We start from the raw sequence: 19,891 nt of genomic DNA on the forward strand, positions 1-19,891 counted from the left end.
CGCGCCAACGCCCCGGCCCCGGCCACCTCCAACACCTCGGCAACCCCGCGTGATCGCGATTCCGCACCACGCAGACCCACCCCGGGGCCTCAGGCGGTGCCCCCGGGGGTGCCGGAAATCGCAAGATCACGGCACGGGGATGGGCGGGCCGTCCGCTTGGGCGAGCGGCGGACGGCACGTCCGCCTGGGCGATGGGGGCGGGACCACCAGGCGCGGTGGGGATCAGTACTGCCAGGTGGGGATCAGTACTGCCAGACGGCGTTGTGGCGGTGGCGGGTCGGGGGGACGTCGATGTCGCCGAGGGGGCCGGAGGCGAGGTGGCTTCCGCGGGCGGCGTTGATCCGGCGGCGGGCTTGGTCCAGCGCGTGGCGCACGCGGCGGCGCTCCTGGCGCTCCTGGACTCGCGCCCGTCGGGCGACGGAGCGGTCGCGGACGTGAGCCCTGGCCCAGGTGCGGACCTCGGCCCTGTGGCGGAGGGACGACGGGCGCGGGCGATGGCCGGCGCGGCACGCCCGCCGCAGGCACGCGGCGCCGTACCGCAGGTCGGTGATCGTCACCGACCGCCAGGGGGCTCCCCTGAGGCCGGCCCGGGCGAGGACGGTCGATGTGGTGGGCGGTGCGGGACACAGCGGCTCCCTGGGACGGCACCGCCAGGTGTCTCCTGGCGCTACCCGAAGCCGGCGGGTCCCACCGCTCGCTCACGCGTCATGGCCGGGACCCTAGCACCGCGAGCGGTTTCCCGTCAGAAGGGCGGGGCGGGGAGGAGGCGGTCGAGCTGGGCCGTCAGGGGCGGGGCGGCCAGGCGGTTGTCGATCTCGATGTGGGGCACGGCCGGGGGTTCGTCCACGCGGACGGCGCGGAGAAACTCGGGGAAGCGGGCCAGTTTGCCGGCGTCACGGTGGGAGGCGCGGGCGGTGAGGCGGCCGCGGAGGGTCTCGGCGTCGCTGCGGACCCAGACGAGGCGGACGGGGTCGCCGCCGAGATCGGCCACCCAGGAGCGCCAGCGCGCGGCGTCGTGGACCTGGCCGGTGAAGGGGCCGGACAGCAGGACCGGGCAGCCGTGGGAGCGGATCTCGCGGGCGGTGGCGGTCAGCCCGGCGTACTCGTGGGCCTTGATGTGCTCGTCGTACCAGGGGCCCTCGCGCTCGCCCGGGTCGCGCCCGTGGGAGCGCAGCGTCGCGGCCACGAAGTCCCCGTAGACGGTGTCCTTGTCCAGCAGCGCCGGCACCGGCCGCAGCCGCTCCAGCAGCATCGCCGCGACGGTCGTCTTCCCCGCGCCCGGAGGCCCGGACACCACCCAGACCTCCGCGGGCTTCCCATTCCCCATGATCCACCCATCCTGCCGGATCCCCGGCTCCTCCGCGCCCCTTCTGCGACCGGGACGCGGGGTCTACGCTCGGTCCAGCGGTGGCCGCGCGGGCGGGCCTTCTCGCGTTGAGGGGCGAGATCGCGTGTGGGATGATCACTCCGGCTCGCGCCGGGCGACCGCGGCCGGGGGCGCGGAGTGCGCCGCCACGAGCCGTCGCCCCGGGCCGCGACCGGGATCCGCGCCGGCGACCGGCGGCGGTATCCGTCGAGCCGGAGAAGGAACCATGAGCCATCCCCCGCACAGCCCGTACCGGCAGACCGTCTACTACCAGCCGGGCGGCGCCGGGCCCGGCCCCGAGGACGAGCGGCGCAAGCCGCCGGGGTCGATCCTGGTGCTGGTGGCGGGGGGCGCGGGGGTCGTCTGCTTCTTCCTGGGCCTCATCCTCGGCGCCATGGTCGGCGCGCCCGCCCTCGGCCAGAACGCCGCCGCGGCCCCCACCGTCACGGTCACGGAGTTCGCCGGCCCCGCCGAGGACCCCTCCGCCCAGGACCAGCCCCCGGCCGACCAGTCCGGTGGCCAGTACCCCGCCGACCAGGCCCCCGTCCAGGACCAGCCCGCGCAGCAGCCCGCCCAGCGCCAACCCGCCGAGCAGCAGCCGGTCCAGCGGCAGCCCGCCCAACAGCAGCCGGACGCGGGAAGCCCCGCCACCGGCACCATCCGCGGGGAGGGGATCTTCCTCGTCGGCAAGGACGTCCAGGCGGGCACCTACGCGTCGGCCGGCCCGGCCTCCGGCAGCCCGGCGTGCTACTGGGCCCGCCTGAAGGGCGTGAGCGGCCAGGCCTCGGACATCATCGCCAACGGCTACCAGAAGGGCCCCCAGACCATCACCATCGACCCCGCCGACAAGGCCTTCCAGTCCATGGGCTGCCAGGACTGGTCCCTCCGCTGACCCTCGGGCGGCCGCACGCCCCGGCGAGCACCCTCCACCGCCACGCACCCCGCTGACGACGCCCCACGCCGCGGCGGGCTCATGCCGTACGGCACGGCGCGGGCGCCCTCCCGCCACCGCGACCCGGCGACCCCGCCGCCCGGCGACCCCGGCTCCCGCCACCCGGCGGCCCCGGCTCCCGCCACCACCCCGGGCGACTCCGCCGCCACGCTCACCGGCCCCTGGGACGCCGGCCACCTCCTCGCCGTGAACCGAGGGCGGCTCCCGCGCGCGCCCGTCCCCGGGCGGGCGTGCCGGGTGGTGGCCCGGGGTGCGGCTCCCGCGCGCCCGTCACCCGTCCCTCGCACGCCCGCTCAGGGGATCGATCCACTTCTTGTGACGCGCGTCACGCACTTTGTCCTGCTGGATGCGAAAGTTCGCGACTCAGCGACGAAATGGGTCTTCCGCCGCGGCGAAAGGTGGGCTACGTTCGGCGCACCCGGAAGTCCCCGCGATGACGGAGGGACGGCGTGAAGAGGTTGACGGTGCGACCCGAGAACCGGCATCAGGCGGCGCTGCTCCGGCTGCTGCGCGACGGCGAGCGCTCCCGCGCGGAACTGGGCGACGTCGTGCGGCTGTCCCGCTCGAAGCTCGCGGTCGAGGTGGACCGGCTGGTCGCGCTGGGGCTGGCCGAGCAGTCCGGGCTCGCCGCCTCGCGGGGCGGGCGCCGGTCGGGCCTGGTACGGCTGTCGCCCCGGCTGCGCTTCGTCGGCATCGACGTCGGCGCGACCTCCATCGACGTGGCGGTGACCGGCGGCGACCTGGAGGTGCTGGGCACGGCGAGCGAGCCGTGCGACGTGCGCCAGGGCCCGGCGGCGGTGCTGGACCGGGCGATGGAGATGGTCGCCAAGCTGCGCGCGCAGGGGCTCGCCGAGGAGGTGCACGGCGTCGGCGTCGGCGTGCCGGGACCGGTGAGCTTCCGCGACGGGGTCCCGGTCGCGCCGCCGATCATGCCCGGCTGGGACAGGTTCCCGGTCCGGGAGGCGGTCAGCCAGGAACTGGGCTGCCCGGCCCTGGTGGACAACGACGTGAACATCATGGCCCTCGGCGAGCTGCACGCCGGGCTCGCCCGCCAGGTCGCCGACTTCCTGCTCATCAAGATCGGCACGGGCGTGGGCTGCGGGATCGTCGTGGACGGCAACATCTACCGCGGCGTCTCCGGCAGCGCGGGCGACATCGGCCACATCCGCGTGGACGACTTCGGCCCGGCCTGCGCCTGCGGCAACACCGGCTGCCTGGAGGCGTACTTCGGCGGCGCCGCCCTCGCCCGCGACGCGCTCGCCGCCGCCCGCGGCGGGCAGTCGCCGTACCTCGCCGAACGGCTGGAGACCCGCGAGACGCTAACCGCGGCGGACGTGGGCGAGGCGGCGGCGGCCGGGGACGCGGCGGCCGTGCGGCTGGTGCGCGAGGGCGGGCGGCGCGTCGGGCTCGTGCTGGCCGGGCTGGTGAGCTTCTTCAACCCGGGGCTCGTGATCATCGCGGGCGGGGTGGCCGGGCTCGGCCACACGCTGCTCGCCGAGATCCGCAGCGTCGTCTACCGCCGGTCGCTGCCGCTGGCGACCGGCAACCTGCCGATCGTGCTGTCCGAGCTGGGCGGCACCGCCGGGGTCGTGGGGGCGACCCGGCTGATCAGCGACCACGTGTTCTCCGTCGACTGACACCCCGGCCGGCCGGGGCACCGGCCGGCCGACGATCCCCCGGAGGCCCCCGTGCCGCTCCTGCGGATGCGCGGCATCACCAAACGTTTCCCCGGCGTACGCGCCCTGGACGGCGTGGATCTGGAGGTCGAGGCCGGCGAGGTGCACTGCCTCCTCGGCCAGAACGGCGCCGGGAAGTCCACCCTGATCAAGGTGCTCTCCGGGGTGCACCAGCCCGACGAGGGCGAGGTGCGCTTCGGCGGCGAGCCCGTACGGCTGGCGGGCCCGACCGCCGCGATGCGCCTCGGCATCGCCACGATCTACCAGGAGCTCGACCTGGTGGACGGCCTCTCGGTCGCCGAGAACGTCTTCCTCGGGCACGAGCGGGCGTCCTACGGGTTCGTCCGCCGCCGGGAGGCCGCGCGGGCGGCGGGCGAGCTGCTGGCCCGGCTCGGGCACCCGGAGATCCCGCCGAACCGGCTGGTCGAGCGGCTGTCCCCGGCGGGCAAGCAGGTGGTCAGCATGGCGCGGGCGCTGTCGCACGACGCCCGGCTGATCATCATGGACGAGCCGTCGGCGGCGCTGGCCCACGACGAGGTGGCGAACCTGTTCCGGCTCGTGCGCGAGCTGACCTCCGCCGGGGTCGCGGTGATCTACATCTCGCACCGGCTCGAGGAGATCCGCGAGATCGGCGACCGGGTGACGGTGCTCAAGGACGGCCGCACGGTCGCGGTCGGGCTGCCCGCCGCGACCACCCCGACGCCGGAGATCGTGCGCCTGATGACCGGCCGCTCCGTCGAGTACGTCTTCCCGCCGAGGCGCCCCCGCCCCGCCGTACCGGAGGCCGGGGGGCGCGACCCCGAGGCGGACGGCCTGGGGACGGAGATCCTGCGGGTCGAGGGGCTGACCGTGCCCGGGGAGTTCGCGGACGTGTCGTTCTCGGTCCGGGCGGGCGAGATCGTGGGGCTGGCCGGGCTGGTCGGCTCGGGCCGCACGGAGATCCTGGAGACGGTGTACGGCCTGCGGCGGCCCTCGGCGGGGCGCGTCCTGCTGGACGGCAGGCCGGTACGGCCGGGCAGCGCGGCGCGGGCCGTACGCCTCGGCATGGGCCTCGCGCCGGAGGAGCGCAAGAGCCAGGCGCTGCTGCTGGAGGACTCCCTCGCCGACAACATCACGCTCGCCGGGCTCCCCCGCTACAGCCGCCTGGGGTGGCTGGACCGGCGGCGGGCGCTGGCCGACGCGGCGGAGCAGATCGCGGCGCTGGACGTGCGCCCGGCGGACGCGCGGCGGCCGGTGAAGACGCTGTCCGGCGGCAACCAGCAGAAGGCCGTGCTCGCCCGCTGGCTGATCAACGGGCGGCGGCTGCTGCTGCTCGACGAGCCCACCCGCGGCGTGGACGTGGGCGCGCGGGCGGAGCTGTACGCGCTGATCCGGCGGCTGGCCGACGCGGGGCTCGGCGTGCTGCTGGTCTCCAGCGAGGTCCCCGAGGTGCTGGGCCTCGCCGACCGGGTGCTCGTGGTGCGCGAGGGCCGGGTGATCCACCAGGCGGACGCGCGCGACCTCGACGAGCACCGCGTCCTGGACATGATCATGGAAGGAAGCCTCTCGTGAACGAGGCCGCGAACGACGCCGCGGGCCGCGACCCCGCCTCCGCCCCCACGTCCGCCCCCGGACGAGCCGACCGCCCCGGCGTCCAGCCCGGCTCCCCGCCCGGGGAGCGACCCGGCCCCGCGCCCGCAGGCCGTACGGACGCGGCGTCGGCGTCGGCGTCGGGGTCGGCGTCGGGGTCGGCGAAGCTCCCCGCCCTGGCGCGGTTCCCGCTGCTGGCCCGGGCGGGCGAGGTCCGGCACCTCGGCCTGGTGGCCGCGCTGGTGCTGCTCGCGCTCGTCGGGCTGGCGACCCGTCCGGAGACCTTCGCGACGTACTCCAACCTCGTCACGATCCTGTCCCTGGCCGCCACGATCGGCGTGATCACCGTCGGCATGACCTTCGTGATCATCGGCGGCGGCATCGACCTGTCCGTCGGCGCGATCATGGCGCTGGCCTCGGTGTGGGCGACGACGCTGGCGACCCAGTCGTACGGCCCGGTCGTGATGGTGATCTGCGCGCTGCTCGTCGGGACCGGGACCGGGCTGGTGAACGGGCTGCTGATCTCGTACGGCCGCGTGGTGCCGTTCATCGCGACCCTGGCCATGATGGTCGCGGCGGGCGGGCTGGCGCAGCGCATGTCGGACCGGCGCACCCAGCTCGTCCGGCCGGAGAACTCGGCCATCGTGGACCTGTCCACCGGACGGGTCCTGGGCATCCCGCTCGTGGTGTACGTGTTCGCGGCGGTCGTGGCCGCCGGGTGGGTGCTGCTCAACCGCACCACCTTCGGCCGGCGCACGTACGCCGTGGGCGGCAACCCCGAGGCGGCGCGCATCGCGGGCATCGACGTGCGGCGGCACACGGTCCTGCTGTACGGGCTCTCCGGCCTGTGCTGCGGCATCGCGGCGGTCATCATCATGGCGCGCACGACCACCGGCTCCAGCACCCACGGCCACCTCTACGAGCTGGACGCCATCGCCGCGGTGATCATCGGGGGCACGCTGCTGACCGGCGGCAAGGGCACGATCATCGGCTCGATCCTGGGTCTGCTGATCTTCACGGTGATCACGAACCTCTTCATCCTCAACGGCCTGAACACCAGCGACCAGCTCATCGCCAAGGGCCTGATCATCGTCGTCGCCGTGCTGCTCCAGCGGCGCGGCCTCGGCTCCCGCAGTCCCTGACCCTCCCTGCCCATCCCACCCCCGAACCCCCGAACCCCCTGATCTGTAGGAGAGACCATGCCCGAGAACGGTCCGCTCGGCCGCCGGGGATTCCTGCTCGGCGGGGCCGTCGTCGGCGCCGGCGCGCTCGCGACCGCCTGCACCAGCAACGAGCCGCCCGCGGCGAGCAAGCCGGCCGCCTCCCAGGCCCCGGCCGCCGGGAGCGACAACGACAAGCCCGGCAAGCAGGTCACCATCGGCTTCTCCGCGCCCGCCGCCGACCACGGCTGGATCGCGGCGATCGCCAAGAACGCCCAGGCGGAGGCCGGGAGGTACTCCGACGTGACCTTCCGGCCGGTCGAGCCCACCAACGACATCAACCAGCAGATCTCCGCGGTCGAGTCGCTCATCCAGCAGAAGGTGAACGTGCTCGTGCTGCTCCCCAACGACGGCGAGCAGCTCAACCAGGTCGCCCGCCGCGCCATGGACGCCGGGATCCCGGTGGTCAACCTGGACCGCGTCTTCCCCGACAAGCTGTCGTACCGGACCTGGATCGGCGGCGACAACTACGGCATGGGCGTCGCGGCCGGGCACTACATCGGCAAGAAGCTCAAGGACAAGGGCGTGTCCAACCCGGTGATCGTGGAGATCCAGGGCATCGCCACGCTCCCGCTCACCCAGGACCGCAGCAAGGGCTTCGCCGACGCGCTCAAGTCGTACGGCTTCGGCGTGACCGCCAAGCAGGACGCCAAGTTCACGGTCCAGACCGGCAACGAGGTCGCGGGCAACCTGCTCCAGGCGCACAAGAAGATCGACGCGCTGTGGAACCACGACGACGACCAGGGCGTGGGCGTCCTCGCGGCGATCAAGCAGGCGGGGCGGAACGAGTTCTTCATGGTCGGCGGCGCCGGGTCGGCGAACGCGATGCGGGAGATCAAGGCCGGCGGCGTGCTGGAGTGCACCGTGACCTACTCCCCCACCATGGCGTCGTCGGCGATCCGGCTGGCCCGGCTGATCGCGCAGGGCAAGGGCATGGGCGACCTGGTCGAGAACCAGGTGCCGCAGTCGATCACGCTCGCCTCCGAGACCATCACCAAGGAGAACGTGGACGCCTATCTGCCGCTGGGCTTCGAATCGTGAGCCCGGTCATCGGGGACCCCGGCCCGGCCGTACGGCCGGAGGCGGCCGGGGAGGACGCGGAGCGGATCGGCGTCGGCATGGTCGGGTACGCGTTCATGGGCCGGGTGCACTCCCAGGCGTGGCGCTCGGCCGCCGCGTTCTTCGACCTGCCGCTGCGCCCGGTCATGGCCGCGCTGTCCGGCCGGGACGCCGCCCGGGTCACCGCCGCCGCCGCGAAGCTGGGCTGGGCCGCGGTCGAGACGGACTGGAAGGACCTGGTCCACCGCGACGACGTCCAGCTCGTGGACGTGTGCACGCCGGGCGACAGCCACGCCGAGATCGCGATCGCCGCGCTGGAGGCGGGGCGGCACGTGCTCTGCGAGAAGCCGCTGGCGAACACGGTGGCCGAGGCCGAGGCGATGGCCGAGGCCGCCGGCCGGGCGCGGGCCAGGGGCGTCCGCTCCATGGTCGGCTTCAACTACCGGCGCGTGCCCGCCCTGGCGTACGCCCGGGAACTGGTGCGGGCCGGGCGGCTCGGTCAGATCCGGCACGTCCGCGCGCAGTACCTCCAGGACTGGATCGTGGACCCCGCCTTCCCCCTGGTCTGGCGGCTGCGGCGGGAGCGGGCGGGCTCGGGCGCGCTGGGCGACATCGGCGCGCACATCGTGGACGCGGCCCAGTACGTCACGGACGACCTGCTCGCCGGGGTCTCGGCGATCACCGAGACCTTCGTCAGGGAGCGCCCCCTGCCGGAGGGGACCGGGCGGGGCGAGGTGACCGTGGACGACGCCGCGCTGTTCATCGGGCGGTTCCGGGGCGGGGCGCTGGCGTCGTTCGAGGCCACGCGGTTCGCCGCCGGGCGCAAGAACGCGCTGCGCCTGGAGGTCAACGGGTCGCTGGGCAGCCTGGCGTTCGACTTCGAGTCCATGAACGAGCTGTGGTTCCACGACCACGCCGGGGACGCGGCCGAGGCGGGTTTCCGGCGGATCCTCGTCACCGAGCCGGGCCACCCCTACGCGGGGGCGTGGTGGCCCCCGGGCCACGCCCTCGGCTACGAGCACACGTTCACCCACCAGGCCGCCGACCTGCTCCAGGCCGTGGCCGCCGGCGCCGACCCCCTCCCCTCGTTCGCCGACGGGCTCCAGGTCCAGCGCGTCCTGGCGGCGGTCGAGGAGAGCGCCGCGAACGAGAGCCGCTGGACCCCCGTCCCCGGCTGACCCCACCCGGTACGGCTCGCGCCCCGCGTGCGGCGTGAGCCGTACTCCCGGCGGGGGCGGGCGGGAGCCGTACCGGGAACGGGGCCGGACGACGGAAGATCTGTGGAGGTATGAGGACATGGCACGACCGATCACGTTGTTCACCGGCCAGTGGGCGGACCTGCCGTTCGAGGAGGTGTGCCGGCTCGCGGCCGAGTGGGGCTACGACGGGCTGGAGATCGCCTGCTGGGGCGACCACTTCGAGGTGGACCGCGCGCTCGCCGAGGACGACTACGTGGCGCGCAAGCGGGAGACGCTGGCCAAGTACGACCTGAGCGTCTACGCGATCTCGAACCACCTCGTGGGCCAGGCCGTCTGCGACCACCCCATCGACGCCCGCCACGAGGCGATCCTCCCGGCGCGGATCTGGGGCTCCGGCGACCCCGAGGAGGTGCGGCGGCGGGCCGCCGAGGAGATGAAGGACACCGCGCGGGCGGCGGCGCGGCTCGGCGTGACCACGGTGGTGGGCTTCACAGGCTCGTCGATCTGGCACACCGTCGCGATGTTCCCGCCGGTGCCGCCCGCGATGATCGAGGCGGGGTACCAGGACTTCGCGGACCGCTGGAACCCCATCCTGGACGTCTTCGACCGGGAAGGCGTCCGCTTCGCCCACGAGGTGCACCCCAGCGAGATCGCGTACGACCACCACACGACCACGCGGGCGCTGGAGGCGGTGGACCGGCGGGAGGCGTTCGGCCTCAACTGGGACCCCTCGCACATGGTCTGGCAGGACGTGGACCCGGCGAACTTCATCCTCGACTTCGCCGACCGCATCTACCACGTGGACTGCAAGGACACCCGGATCAGGCGCGCGGACGGGCGGCGCGGGCGCCTCTCCTCCCACCTCCCCTGGGCCGACCCCCGCCGCGCCTGGGACTTCGTCTCCACCGGGCGCGGGGACGTGCCCTGGGAGGACTGCTTCCGCGCCCTCAACGCCATCGGCTACCAGGGCCCCATCTCCATCGAGTGGGAGGACGCCGGCATGGACCGCCTCCAGGGCGCCCCCGAGTCCCTGGCCTTCATCCGCGCCCTGAACGCCATCGAACCCCCGTCCACCTCCTTCGACGCCGCCTTCTCCAAGGGCTGACCGGGCGCCGCCCGCACCGTCTCGGCTACGCCGGACGCCCGGCGGACGGTGCGGGCACGGCAGCGGCCCGTGCCGCGGCCGGGGCGCGCCCCAGTTCCCGGCCGCCGCGCGCGGCCCAGACCGCGACGAGCGCGGCGTGCGCCATCGCGGCGGCCATGAGGGCCGGGCCGAGATACGGGTCGGCCGCCGCGGTCAGGGCCTGGGCCGGGATCTCGCGCGCGACGAGGAGCACGGTGAGGCCGCCTGCCCCCAGCGTGACCGGGGACCACCGGCCGTCCCGGCCCATGGCGACGAGGACGAGGATCAGCCAGAGCGCCAGGGCGAGGAGGTCGAACGGCCAGACGCGGGTCAGGAACCTCCCGGCCGCGTCCTCGAACGCGCGCGGGATCAGGGATGCCAGGAGCAGCCCGTACAGCCCGAAGCACACCTGGACCGGCAGCCCGGCGGCGATCAGCGCCCGGCGCGGGCCGCCGCGCGCGAGCGCCCGGGGGACGAGCACCGCCAGCACCACGACCAGCGCGCACGCGTAGACGTCCGCGCCGGTCAGGAGGAGGCCGCCCGGGGCCGGCCACGACCGTCCCAGGGCGAAGAGCAGGCCCTGCGTCAGGACCGGCTGGAGGAGCGCCAGGACCGCGGTGACGTACAGCACCCACCGCAGCGAACGGGCGGATCCGCCGAGGCGCACGGGCGCGTCTCCCGTCCGGGGCCCGCTGACGATCTCCCGGATCGCCCACGCCTGGAGGCCGCCCGTCACCAGGAGGAGCGCCGCCGCCCAGGGCTCCATCCCCGCCGGGGCCTCCGTCGGCCATCCCAGGGCGAGCGTCCAGACACCCGGCCACCAGGCGCCGCCCAGATACGCCGCCGCCGCCGCGACCACGACGGCCGCGTACGCCGCCGCGAGGACCGCCGCGGCCGTGCCGTACCGATATCGCCGCACAGCGCCATCCTCATGATCGACGGGGCGAATCGCCCCACGGTCCCAGAAGGACGCCCCTCTCGCCACCCTGCCGGATCACTTTCCGCCCGTACGGCGGCGCGGGGGCGCGCCGTTCGCGGCGGGCGCCGGGCCTCCGGGCCGTGGCCGGGCGACGGCTGTGGCGGGCCGACGGCTGTGGCGGGCCGACGGCTGTGGCGGGCCGACGGCTGTGGCGGGGCGACGGCCGGGGCGGTGGTCGCGCCGGCGCGTGCTCGCGGCGTGGGGAGAGCGGGGGCTCGGGGTTGTCCACAGAACGGGGTTCGGGGGGTCGCGGGAGGCCGTGATCGTGGTCAGGTGAGGAGGTCGCGGCGGGTGAAGGAGGTGGTGGCGACGGCCAGGAGGAGGGCGGTCAGGAGGGTCAGGGCGAGGGGGGCGGCCGGGGCGGGCGTGATCGTGGGATGCGCGTAGGCGAAGGGGGTGAGGAGGAAGGCGGCGCGCGGGATGACGGCGGCCTCCCAGAGGGCGATCGCCAGGGCCGACACCGCGAGGAAGGCCCAGGCGGCGGGAGCGGCCAGCCGTGGCCGCAGGCCGTACACCGCGAGGGCGACGGCGGCGACGGTCCAGGCGGCCGGGATGAAGTGCGCGGTGGCGGCGAGCTGGGCGGGGAGCGGGGCCGCGCGGCCGGTGGCCAGGGCCGCGGCGAGCCCCGAGGCCAGGCCGGTCACGGCGAGGAGCGCCGCCGGGGCCGCGAGCGAGAGGAGGAGGTGGGCCGCCAGCCAGCGGGGGCGGGACACGGCGGCGGCCAGCACCGCGCCGGCGTGCCCGCGTTCCTCCTCCGCCAGCGGGGTCAGCGCGACGACGACCGAGAGGGCGGCTATGACCAGGCAGAAGACGTAGGTGAAGATCGCCAGGAGGGCGTCGCCGGGGGACTGGGCGGCCAGGCGGCCCAGCAGGCGGCGGATCAGGTCGCTCTCGGCGAAGGTGGCGTCGAGGGTGACCGAGACGGCGCCCACCGCGGCCCCGACGACCGCGAGCGCGGCGGCCCAGCTCACGAGGCGCTCCCCGGACGTGCGCCAGGCCAGCGCGAGGGGGCCGGACAGGCGTGGCGTGGCCGCGGCGGGACCGGTGGTCCCCGCGCGGTCGGGCAGGAGGCCCGAGCCCAGGTCCCGGCGGGCCGAGACGGCGCACGCCGCCGCGGCCAGGATCGCCGCGGCCGCCAGCGGGACGAGCGGGGCCCACCAGCGGGCGTCGGCGTACGGCCGGGCGAGGCGGGGCCACTCGGCGGGCAGCGGCCAGGGCCGCGCGCCGGCCACGAACGGGCCCAGGCTCGCGGCGAGCGCGCCGATCGCCAGGGTCCTGGCGAGGGCGGCGGTCTGCGCGAGCTGGGCGGCGAGCGCGCCCGCCGCCGCCAGCGCGGTCCCGCCCGCGGCCGCCGTGAGCCCGAAGAGCAGGGACCCGCCGAAGGGGAACCCCGGGCCGAGCGCGAGCGCCGCCGCCGTGAGCGCGGCGACGGCGAGGTTGACGGCCGCCGTCACGGCGAGGACGGCCGTCAGCGGGGCGTGCCGGCCCACGGCGCACGCCGCCACGGCCTCGCGCCGCCCCGCGTCCTCCTCGGCCCGCGTGTGCCGTACGGTGAAGACGATCCCGGCGACCCCGGTCACCAGCAGGCTCTGCAGGCCGGACCGCCAGGCCACCACGCCTTCGAGGCTCGTGTCCGAGATCGGCCCGAGGAGCACGGCCACGACCGGGTTGCCGTCGCTCCCCGCCGCGAACACCTCCCGCGCCTCCGGCGTCGGCAGCAGCGCGCCCAGCGAGTACGCGTTGAAGACCGGCAGCCCCGCGCCCAGCGCGGCCCAGGCGGCCAGCCCCGCCCGGTCCCGCCGCGCGAGGAACCGGACCAGCGCCCCCGTCCCCGCGAGCGCCGCCCCCCTCACGACCGCTCCGTACGGCTCTCGCGCCCGCCCACCGGCGGGGCGGCGCCGGCGGACCGGGCGGCGTCAGCGGATGAGCCGACGTCCGCCGGCGGCCCGGCGTCGGCGGACGGAGCGGCCTTCGCGGCGGCGTCGGCGGGCGGAGCGGCGGCCGCGGCCCCCGCGGCGTCGGCGGGCGGGGTGTAGTGGCGGAGGAAGAGGTCCTCCAGGGTGGGCGGCCGGGCGGTGAGGTCGCGGACTCCGGCGGCGGCCAGCCGGGCGAGGATGGGGCCGAGGCGGGAGCGGTCGGCCTGGAGGGTGACGCGCGGGCCGTCCGCGCGCAGGGCGTGGACGCCGGGCTCGGCGGCGAGGTCCGGCGGCGGGGCGTCCAGGTCGGCGGTGATCGTGGTGCGGGTCAGCCGGCGCAGGTCCGCGAGACGGCCCGACTCCACGACACGGCCGGCCCGGACGATGCTCACGCGGTCGCACAGCGCCTCGACCTCGGCGAGGACGTGGCTGGACAGGAGGACCGTCACGCCTTCGCGGGCGCGTTCGGCCAGGCAGCGGCGGAACTCGACCTCCATGAGCGGGTCGAGCCCGGTGGTGGGCTCGTCCAGGAGGAGCAGCTCGGCCCGGGAGGACAGCGCCGAGACGAGCGCGACCTTCTGCCGGTTGCCCTTGGAGTAGGCGCGCGCCCGCTTGGAGGGGTCGAGCCCGAAGCGTTCCACCAGCTCGTCGCGGCGGCGCCGGTCGAGGCCCCCGCGCAGACGGCCCAGCAGGTCGATCGTCTCGCCGCCGGTGAGGCCGGGCCACAGCGCCACGTCCCCCGCGACGTACGCCAGCCGGCGGTGCAGCGCGACCGCGTCGCGCCAGGGGTCGCCGCCGAGCAGCCGGACCCGGCCCCCGTCAGGCCGGATCAGGCCGAGCAGGACGCGCAGCGTCGTCGTCTTCCCCGCGCCGTTGGGGCCGAGGTAGCCGTGGATCTCTCCGGCGGCGACCTCCAGGTCCAGGCCGTCCAGGGCGCGTGTCCGGCCGAACGTCTTGACGAGTCCGGCCGCCGAGATCACGGTCGCCATGTTTTGCACGCTAATGCAAGCTTGCATGACTGTAAACATGCATGGGCGTGAACTAACATGAGCCCATGTCGCTGCGCGAGCGGAAGAAACAGCGGACCCGGCAGGCCCTCGTCGACGCGGCGGCCCGGCTGTTCGAGGAGCAGGGATACGACGCGACCACCGTGGAGCAGATCGCCGCCGCGGCTGACGTCTCCACCCGGACGTTCTTCACGTACTTCCGCAGCAAGGCCGACGTCGTCTACCACAACAGCGCCGAGCGGCTGGCGGTCGGCGAGCGCGCGATCGCCTCCCGCGAGCCCGGCGAGCCCCCGGCCGAGCTGCTGGCGCGGGCCTTCGCGGCGATGCTGGAGGACAGCTGGGAGATGGGCATGACGGCCGGCATGATCGGCAACGCCCTGACGCTGCCGATCCCCTCCCCCGGCGCCTATCTGGCCTGGTCCGACACCCGCCTGGAACGCCTGGGCGGCGCGCTCGTCGCCGCCTGCGCGGGGGAGGTCGACCGCGTGACCGCCTTCGCCATGGTCGCCGCCGCGACCGGGGCCGTCAGCGCCGCCGTCGCCGTCACCCTGAGCGAGGGGCACTCCGACGAGGAGGCCCTGGCCGCCGGCCTCACCGCCTGCCGCCGCGCCCTCGCGGGCTTCTCCCGCCCCGCCTCCTGACCTCTCCCGCCAGCCCCCTGCCCCCCGCGCCGCCCCGCGAGTACGGCGCGCGGCCGTACCCCGGCGGAACGCGGAAGGGCGCGGGACGCGATCGCAAGATCACGCCGGCGAACCCCCGCTCCCCGGCGTGATCATGCCATCGCGCCCCGCGCCCGTCGTGTGAGCACCGCGCCTCCGCCCCCGACCGGGGCGACGGTCAGGGGCGGAGGGCGGCGGCCTCGGCGGCGAGCGCCTCGATCCGGGCGTAGTCGCCGGTCTTGAGGGCCTCGGCCGGGGTGAGCCACGTGCCGCCGACGCAGGCGACGTTGGGCAGGGCCAGGTAGTCCGGGGCCGTCGCGAGGCGGACGCCGCCGGTGGGGCAGAAGCGGACCTGCGGGAGCGGGCCGCCGATGGACTTGAGGAAGGGAACGCCGCCCGCGGCCTCGGCCGGGAAGAACTTCATCTCGGTGATGCCCTCCTCCAGCAGCGACATCGCCTCCGAGACCGTGGCGACGCCGGGCAGGAACGCCAGGCCGCTGCCGAGGGCCGCCGAGACCAGGCGCGGGGTACAGCCGGGGCTGACCAGGAAGCGGGAGCCGGCGTTGCGGGCGTCGGTGACCTCGGCCCGGGTCCTGACGGTGCCCGCGCCGACGACGGCCTGCGGCACCTCGGCGGCGATGCGCTCGATCGCGTCGAGGGCGACCGGGGTGCGCAGCGTCACCTCGATCACCGGCAGGCCCCCGGCGACCAGGGCGCGGGCGAGCGGCACCGCCGTGGAGACGTCGTCGATCACGACGACGGGGATCACGGGGGCCAGGTCGAGCGGGTTCACGGGGTCTCCAGGTTCTGTTCCAGCCAGGCCGCCGTCCCGGCCAGCGCGGGCAGCGGAGCGACGATGAGCACGGTGGCGATCGCCGCGAGGTAGTCCTCCAGGCGCGGGGTGTCCTCGAAGCGGCGCCGGAAGTCGGAGGCGGCCAGCCGCCCGGCGATGCGGGGCAGCACGCCGCCGCCGAGGAACACGCCGCCGCGCGCGCCCAGGGTGAGCGCGACGTTGCCCGCGAAGGTGCCCAGGAGACCGCAGAACACCTCGACGGTCTCCACGCAGCACGGGTCGGAGGAGGTGCTGATCTCCGCGGCGCTCAGCACGGGCGCGTCCGCCACGCCGTCCACCAGCGCGAGGCCCCGGTGGAGCAGGGACAGGCCCGGCCCGGAGAGCAGGTTCTCGGCGACGAGCGCGCCCTCGGGGGTGAAGCCGGAGCCCCGCAGCGCGCGGACGACCTCGACCTCCCGCGCGGTGATCGCGGGGACGGAGACGTGCCCGCCCTCGCCCGGGATCGGCACCCAGCCGCCCACGGGCGCGGGGACCAGCCCGGCCACGCCGAGGCCGGTCCCCGGGCCGAGGACGGCCTTGATCCCGCCGGCCGGGGGCAGCCCCGGCCCGCCGATCCGCACGAGCTCCGACGGCTTCAGGCGCGGCAGGGACATCGCCAGCGCCTCGAAGTCGTTGAGGAGCCCGATCCGCTCGATCCCCAGCGCCCGGGCGGTGTCGGTGATCGACCCGCTCCACCCGGCGTTCGTGAGCCGGTAACGGTCGCCGTCCACGGGTCCGGCCATCGCGACGCATCCGGCCACCGGTCGCACTCCGCGGGCGTGTTCCGCCAGATACGCGGCTACGGCTTCGGTGAGCCCGGCATGGTCGGCGTCGTGCAGGACCGCGACGGACCGCGGTTCCTCCCCCGCCCCCTCGATCAGGCCGAAGCGGGCGTTGGTGCCGCCGATGTCGGCGACGAGCCAGGGACGTTCAGGAGTGGGCTTCACGCCACTTCTCCTGCCACTCCGAACGTCCCGAACACACCCGCGCCGCGTTCGGCCGGCCCCGCCGTACGGCGGAGCGCCTCGAACAGCTCCCGGCCCGTCCCCGACCAGGGGCGGGCGGGCGCCGGCACGGGCTCCCGGTCCTCGAAGTCCTCCGCGAGCACCGCGAGGGTGCCGGCCTCGGCGTCGAGGCGGATCAGGTCGCCGTCGCGGACCCTGGCCAGCGGGCCGCCGGCCGCCGCCTCCGGGGAGACGTGGATCGCGGCGGGCACCTTGCCCGAGGCCCCGGACATGCGCCCGTCGGTGACGATGGCGACGCGGCGGCCCCGGTCGAGCAGCGCGCCCAGCGCCGGGGTGAGCTTGTGCAGCTCGGGCATGCCGTTGGCGCACGGGCCCTGGAAGCGGATGACGGCGACGAAGTCCTCGTCCAGCTCCCCGGCGGCGAACGCGGCCAGCAGGTCGGCCTGGTCCTCGAACACCTTGGCCGGGGCCTCGATCACCAGGTGCTCCGGCTTGACGGCCGAGGTCTTGGTGACGGCGCAGCCCAGGTTGCCGTTCAGCATGTTCAGCCCGCCGTGGTGCATGAACGGCTCGGCGGCCGGGCGCAGCACGTCCAGGTCCTCGCTGCCGGCCGTACGGGCCGACCAGAGCAGCTCGCCCTCCTTGAGACCGGGCTCCTCGCGGTAGGCGTCCAGGCCGCGCCCGGAGGTGGTGAGCACGTCGCCGTGGAGCAGCCCGGCGTCGAGCAGCTCGCCGATCAGCACCGCCATGCCGCCGGCGGCCTGGAAGTGGTTCACGTCGGCCTGGCCGTTGGGGTACATCCGGGTGAGCAGCGGCACGACCTCCGACAGGGCGGCGAAGTCGTCCCAGGTCAGCTCGATGCCCGCGGCGGCGGCGATCGCGACCAGGTGCATCGTGTGGTTGGTGGAGCCGCCGGTGGCCAGCAGCGCCACGACGGCGTTGACGATCGCCTTCTCGTCCACGACCTCACCGATCGGGGCGTCCCCGCGGGACAGCTCGACGATGCGGCGGCCCGCCTCGCGGGTCAGCGCCTCGCGCAGCTCGGTCCCGGGGTTGACGAAGGTCGCGCCGGGCAGGTGCAGGCCCATGACCTCGACGAGCACCTGGTTGGAGTTGGCGGTGCCGTAGAAGGTGCAGGTGCCGGGCGAGTGGTAGGACTTGGACTCGGCCTCCAGCATCTCCTCGCGGCCGATCCTGCCCTCGGCGAAGAGCTGGCGGGTGCGGCCCTTGACCTTGTTGGGCAGGCCGGACGGCATGGGCCCGGCGGGCACGAACAGCGCGGGCAGGTGCCCGAACCGCAGCGCGCCGATCAGCATGCCCGGCACGATCTTGTCGCAGACGCCGAGCAGCAGCATCCCGTCGAACATGTCGTGCGCGAGGGCGACCGCCGTGGACATGGCGATCACGTCCCGGCTGAACAGCGACAGCTCCATGCCGGCGCGGCCCTGGGTGATGCCGTCGCACATCGCGGGCACCCCGCCGGCGAACTGCGCGACGCCGCCCGCCTCGGCCACGGCCGCCTTGAGCGTGGCCGGGTAGGTCTCGTACGGCTGGTGCGCCGAGAGCATGTCGTTGTAGGACGACACGATCGCGATGCCCGGCTTCACGTCGCCGCGCAGCGCCAGCTTCTCGGCCGGGGAGCAGGCCGCGAAGCCGTGCGCCAGGTTGGCGCAGCCGAGCTGGGTGCGCATGGGCTTGCCGGCCTTCTCGGCCGCCGCCGCCCGGATGTGCTCCAGGTAGGCCGCGCGGGTCCGCGCGCTCCGCTCGATCACCCGCTCGGTGACCCGCTGGATGACAGGGTTCACGCTAGCCCTCCTCGTGCCAGGTGCGGCCGCCGCGGCCGATCAGCTCGTCCGCGGCCGCGGGCCCGGTGCCGCCCGCGACGTACGGCTCGGGGATGGTGCCCTCCCAGGCCGACAGGATCGGATCGATCCAGCGCCAGGCCGACTCGACCTCGTCGCGCCGCATGAACAGCGTCGGGTTGCCGGCGAGCACGTCCATGAGCAGCCGCTCGTACGCCTCGGGGACGCGCGTCTCGAAGGTGTCGGCGAAGCTGAGGCTCAGCGCCACCGGGCGCAGCCGCAGCTCGCCGGACCCCGGCTCCTTGGCGACGAGGTGCATGTGGATGCCCTCGCTCGGCTGGAGCCGGATGACCAGCCGGTTCGGCGCCCCGCCGGGGAAGATCGAGTGGGGCACGTCCTTGAACTGCACCACGATCTCCGTGCGGCGGGAGGCCAGCCGCTTGCCGGTGCGCAGATAGAAGGGCACGCCGGCCCAGCGCCAGTTCTCCACGCGCGCCTCGATCGCGGCGTACGTCTCGACCTCGCGCGACTTGTCGGTGGGCGGGGTGCTGCCCGGCTCGTCCAGGTAACCGGGCACCTCGGCGCCGCCGGACACGCCCGCGGCGTACTGGCCGCGCACGGTGTGCAGGGCGACGTCGCCGCCGGTGAGCGGCCGCAGCGCGCGCAGCACCTTGACCTTCTCGTCGCGCACGGCCTCGCGGTCGTTGCGCAGCGGCGGCTCCATCGCGGTCAGGCAGAGGAGCTGGAGCAGGTGGTTCTGGACCATGTCGCGCAGCGCGCCGGAGCCGTCGTAGTAGCCGCGGCGGCCCGCGGTGCCGACCGTCTCGGCGGCGGTGATCTGCACGTGGTCGATCCAGCGGGAGTTCCAGATCGGCTCCAGGAAGGTGTTGGCGAAGCGCAGGACCAGCAGGTTCTGCACCGTCTCCTTGCCCAGGTAGTGGTCGATCCGGAAGATCTGGTTCTCGTCGAAGATCGCGCCGACCTCGTCGTTGATGCGCTGCGCGCTCGCCAGGTCCTTGCCCAGCGGCTTCTCCAGCACGACGCGCGAGGCCGGGGTGACCAGGCCGGCCTCCTGGATCGCGCGGCAGAACGGGCCGAAGGTCATCGGCGGGGACGCGAGGTAGAAGACGCGGGCGCGGTCCTCGTGCCCGGCCAGCAGCGCGCCCAGCTCGCCGCCGAGGGGCTCGCCGCTGCCGACGTCCACCGTGACGTGGTGCAGGCGCGCCCGGAACCGCTCCCAGGCCGCCGGGTCCTCGTCCGGCACGGCCCCGGCCAGCCGTACCTCGGCGTCGACCTTGCCCCGGTAGTCGGCGTCGTCGAGACCGCCGCGCGAGAGCGCGATGACGCGGGTCTCGTCCGCGAGCATGCCGTCCAGGTCCGAGTGGAACAGCGCCGGCAGGAGCTTGCGCATGGCCAGGTCGCCGGTGCCGCCGAACACGATCAGGTCGGCGGCGTGAGGCTGGGACATCGGTCGTCTCCGGTGCGTGCAGAGGGGTGGAGAGAGGGGTCTCACGGGCTGGTGGTGCGAGATTGGAACGGTAGCGGGGGTTCTGCTCTTACACAAGCG

Annotated in this window: 17 protein-coding genes; 8 read left to right on the forward strand and 9 right to left on the reverse strand. The window is 75.2% G+C overall.

What is annotated here, in order from left to right; translation table 11 throughout:
* Positions 1–242 precede the first annotated feature (242 nt).
* On the reverse strand, positions 243–557 hold the full coding sequence (locus D5H75_RS18020; RefSeq protein ID WP_119927643.1) for a hypothetical protein: 315 nt from the start codon (positions 555–557) through the stop codon (positions 243–245).
* 185 nt (positions 558–742) lie between these two features.
* On the reverse strand, positions 743–1,327 hold the full coding sequence (locus D5H75_RS18025) for a P-loop nucleotide/nucleoside kinase family protein (protein WP_119927644.1): 585 nt from the start codon (positions 1,325–1,327) through the stop codon (positions 743–745).
* Positions 1,328–1,592: 265 nt separating this feature from the next.
* Here D5H75_RS18025 and D5H75_RS18030 point away from each other — a divergent pair, with 265 nt between their 5' ends.
* The 7 genes from D5H75_RS18030 to D5H75_RS18060 all read left to right on the forward strand — a co-directional run bounded on the left by D5H75_RS18030 (position 1,593) and on the right by D5H75_RS18060 (position 10,146).
* Entirely contained in the window at positions 1,593–2,258 is a 666-nt protein-coding gene (locus tag D5H75_RS18030; RefSeq protein WP_119927645.1) for an Rv1352/Rv1906c domain-containing protein, read from the forward strand.
* A gap of 509 nt (positions 2,259–2,767) precedes the next feature.
* Positions 2,768–3,955 (forward strand): ROK family transcriptional regulator, encoded by a 1,188-nt coding sequence (locus tag D5H75_RS18035; protein WP_202638269.1) that lies wholly within the window; start codon positions 2,768–2,770, stop codon positions 3,953–3,955.
* 51 nt (positions 3,956–4,006) lie between these two features.
* On the forward strand, positions 4,007–5,545 hold the full coding sequence (locus D5H75_RS18040) for a sugar ABC transporter ATP-binding protein (protein ID WP_242454335.1): 1,539 nt from the start codon (positions 4,007–4,009) through the stop codon (positions 5,543–5,545).
* Entirely contained in the window at positions 5,542–6,705 is a 1,164-nt protein-coding gene (locus D5H75_RS18045; RefSeq protein WP_242454336.1) for an ABC transporter permease, read from the forward strand. Before D5H75_RS18040 ends, D5H75_RS18045 begins: the two co-directional genes overlap by 4 nt.
* Positions 6,706–6,762: 57 nt before the next feature.
* On the forward strand, positions 6,763–7,824 hold the full coding sequence (locus tag D5H75_RS18050; RefSeq protein WP_119927647.1) for an ABC transporter substrate-binding protein: 1,062 nt from the start codon (positions 6,763–6,765) through the stop codon (positions 7,822–7,824).
* Entirely contained in the window at positions 7,821–9,020 is a 1,200-nt protein-coding gene (locus D5H75_RS18055) for a Gfo/Idh/MocA family protein (protein ID WP_242454337.1), read from the forward strand. Before D5H75_RS18050 ends, D5H75_RS18055 begins: the two co-directional genes overlap by 4 nt.
* A 118-nt stretch (positions 9,021–9,138) precedes the next feature.
* Positions 9,139–10,146, forward strand: coding sequence for a sugar phosphate isomerase/epimerase family protein (locus D5H75_RS18060; RefSeq protein ID WP_119927648.1), 1,008 nt, complete (start codon positions 9,139–9,141; stop codon positions 10,144–10,146).
* A 25-nt stretch (positions 10,147–10,171) separates the two neighbouring features.
* Here D5H75_RS18060 and D5H75_RS18065 read toward each other — a convergent pair whose 3' ends face one another.
* From D5H75_RS18065 to D5H75_RS18075, 3 genes are all read right to left on the reverse strand, one after another.
* On the reverse strand, positions 10,172–11,083 hold the full coding sequence (locus tag D5H75_RS18065; protein WP_119927649.1) for a hypothetical protein: 912 nt from the start codon (positions 11,081–11,083) through the stop codon (positions 10,172–10,174).
* A 329-nt stretch (positions 11,084–11,412) separates the two neighbouring features.
* Entirely contained in the window at positions 11,413–12,996 is a 1,584-nt protein-coding gene (locus D5H75_RS18070) for an ABC transporter permease (RefSeq protein WP_119927650.1), read from the reverse strand.
* Positions 12,993–14,048, reverse strand: a complete 1,056-nt coding sequence (locus D5H75_RS18075; protein WP_119927651.1) for an ABC transporter ATP-binding protein — start codon at positions 14,046–14,048, stop codon at positions 12,993–12,995. Before D5H75_RS18075 ends, D5H75_RS18070 begins: the two co-directional genes overlap by 4 nt.
* Before the next feature lie 65 nt (positions 14,049–14,113).
* Between D5H75_RS18075 and D5H75_RS18080 the strand changes: the two genes are divergently transcribed.
* Positions 14,114–14,707 (forward strand): TetR/AcrR family transcriptional regulator, encoded by a 594-nt coding sequence (locus tag D5H75_RS18080; RefSeq protein ID WP_119927652.1) that lies wholly within the window; start codon positions 14,114–14,116, stop codon positions 14,705–14,707.
* Positions 14,708–14,903: 196 nt separating this feature from the next.
* On the opposite strand, the gene eda is transcribed toward D5H75_RS18080, so the two are convergent.
* From eda to zwf, 4 genes are read right to left on the reverse strand one after another with little or no spacing between them, the layout of a single operon-like run.
* Positions 14,904–15,518, reverse strand: a complete 615-nt coding sequence (gene eda / locus D5H75_RS41670) for a bifunctional 4-hydroxy-2-oxoglutarate aldolase/2-dehydro-3-deoxy-phosphogluconate aldolase (RefSeq protein WP_202638270.1) — start codon at positions 15,516–15,518, stop codon at positions 14,904–14,906.
* Entirely contained in the window at positions 15,515–16,504 is a 990-nt protein-coding gene (glk, locus tag D5H75_RS41675; protein WP_202638271.1) for a glucokinase, read from the reverse strand. Before glk ends, eda begins: the two co-directional genes overlap by 4 nt.
* On the reverse strand, positions 16,501–18,327 hold the full coding sequence (edd, locus tag D5H75_RS18090; RefSeq protein WP_119927653.1) for a phosphogluconate dehydratase: 1,827 nt from the start codon (positions 18,325–18,327) through the stop codon (positions 16,501–16,503). The genes glk and edd overlap by 4 nt, the downstream gene beginning before the upstream one ends.
* Position 18,328: 1 nt before the next feature.
* Positions 18,329–19,792 carry a glucose-6-phosphate dehydrogenase gene (gene zwf / locus D5H75_RS18095; protein WP_119927654.1) on the reverse strand — a complete coding sequence of 488 codons (1,464 nt, stop codon included), beginning with the start codon at positions 19,790–19,792 and terminating at the stop codon, positions 18,329–18,331.
* Positions 19,793–19,891 lie beyond the last annotated feature (99 nt).

Origin of the sequence: Bailinhaonella thermotolerans (genome assembly GCF_003594875.1) — a bacterium.
In the GTDB taxonomy this organism is placed as follows: Bacteria; Actinomycetota; Actinomycetes; order Streptosporangiales; family Streptosporangiaceae; genus Bailinhaonella; species Bailinhaonella thermotolerans.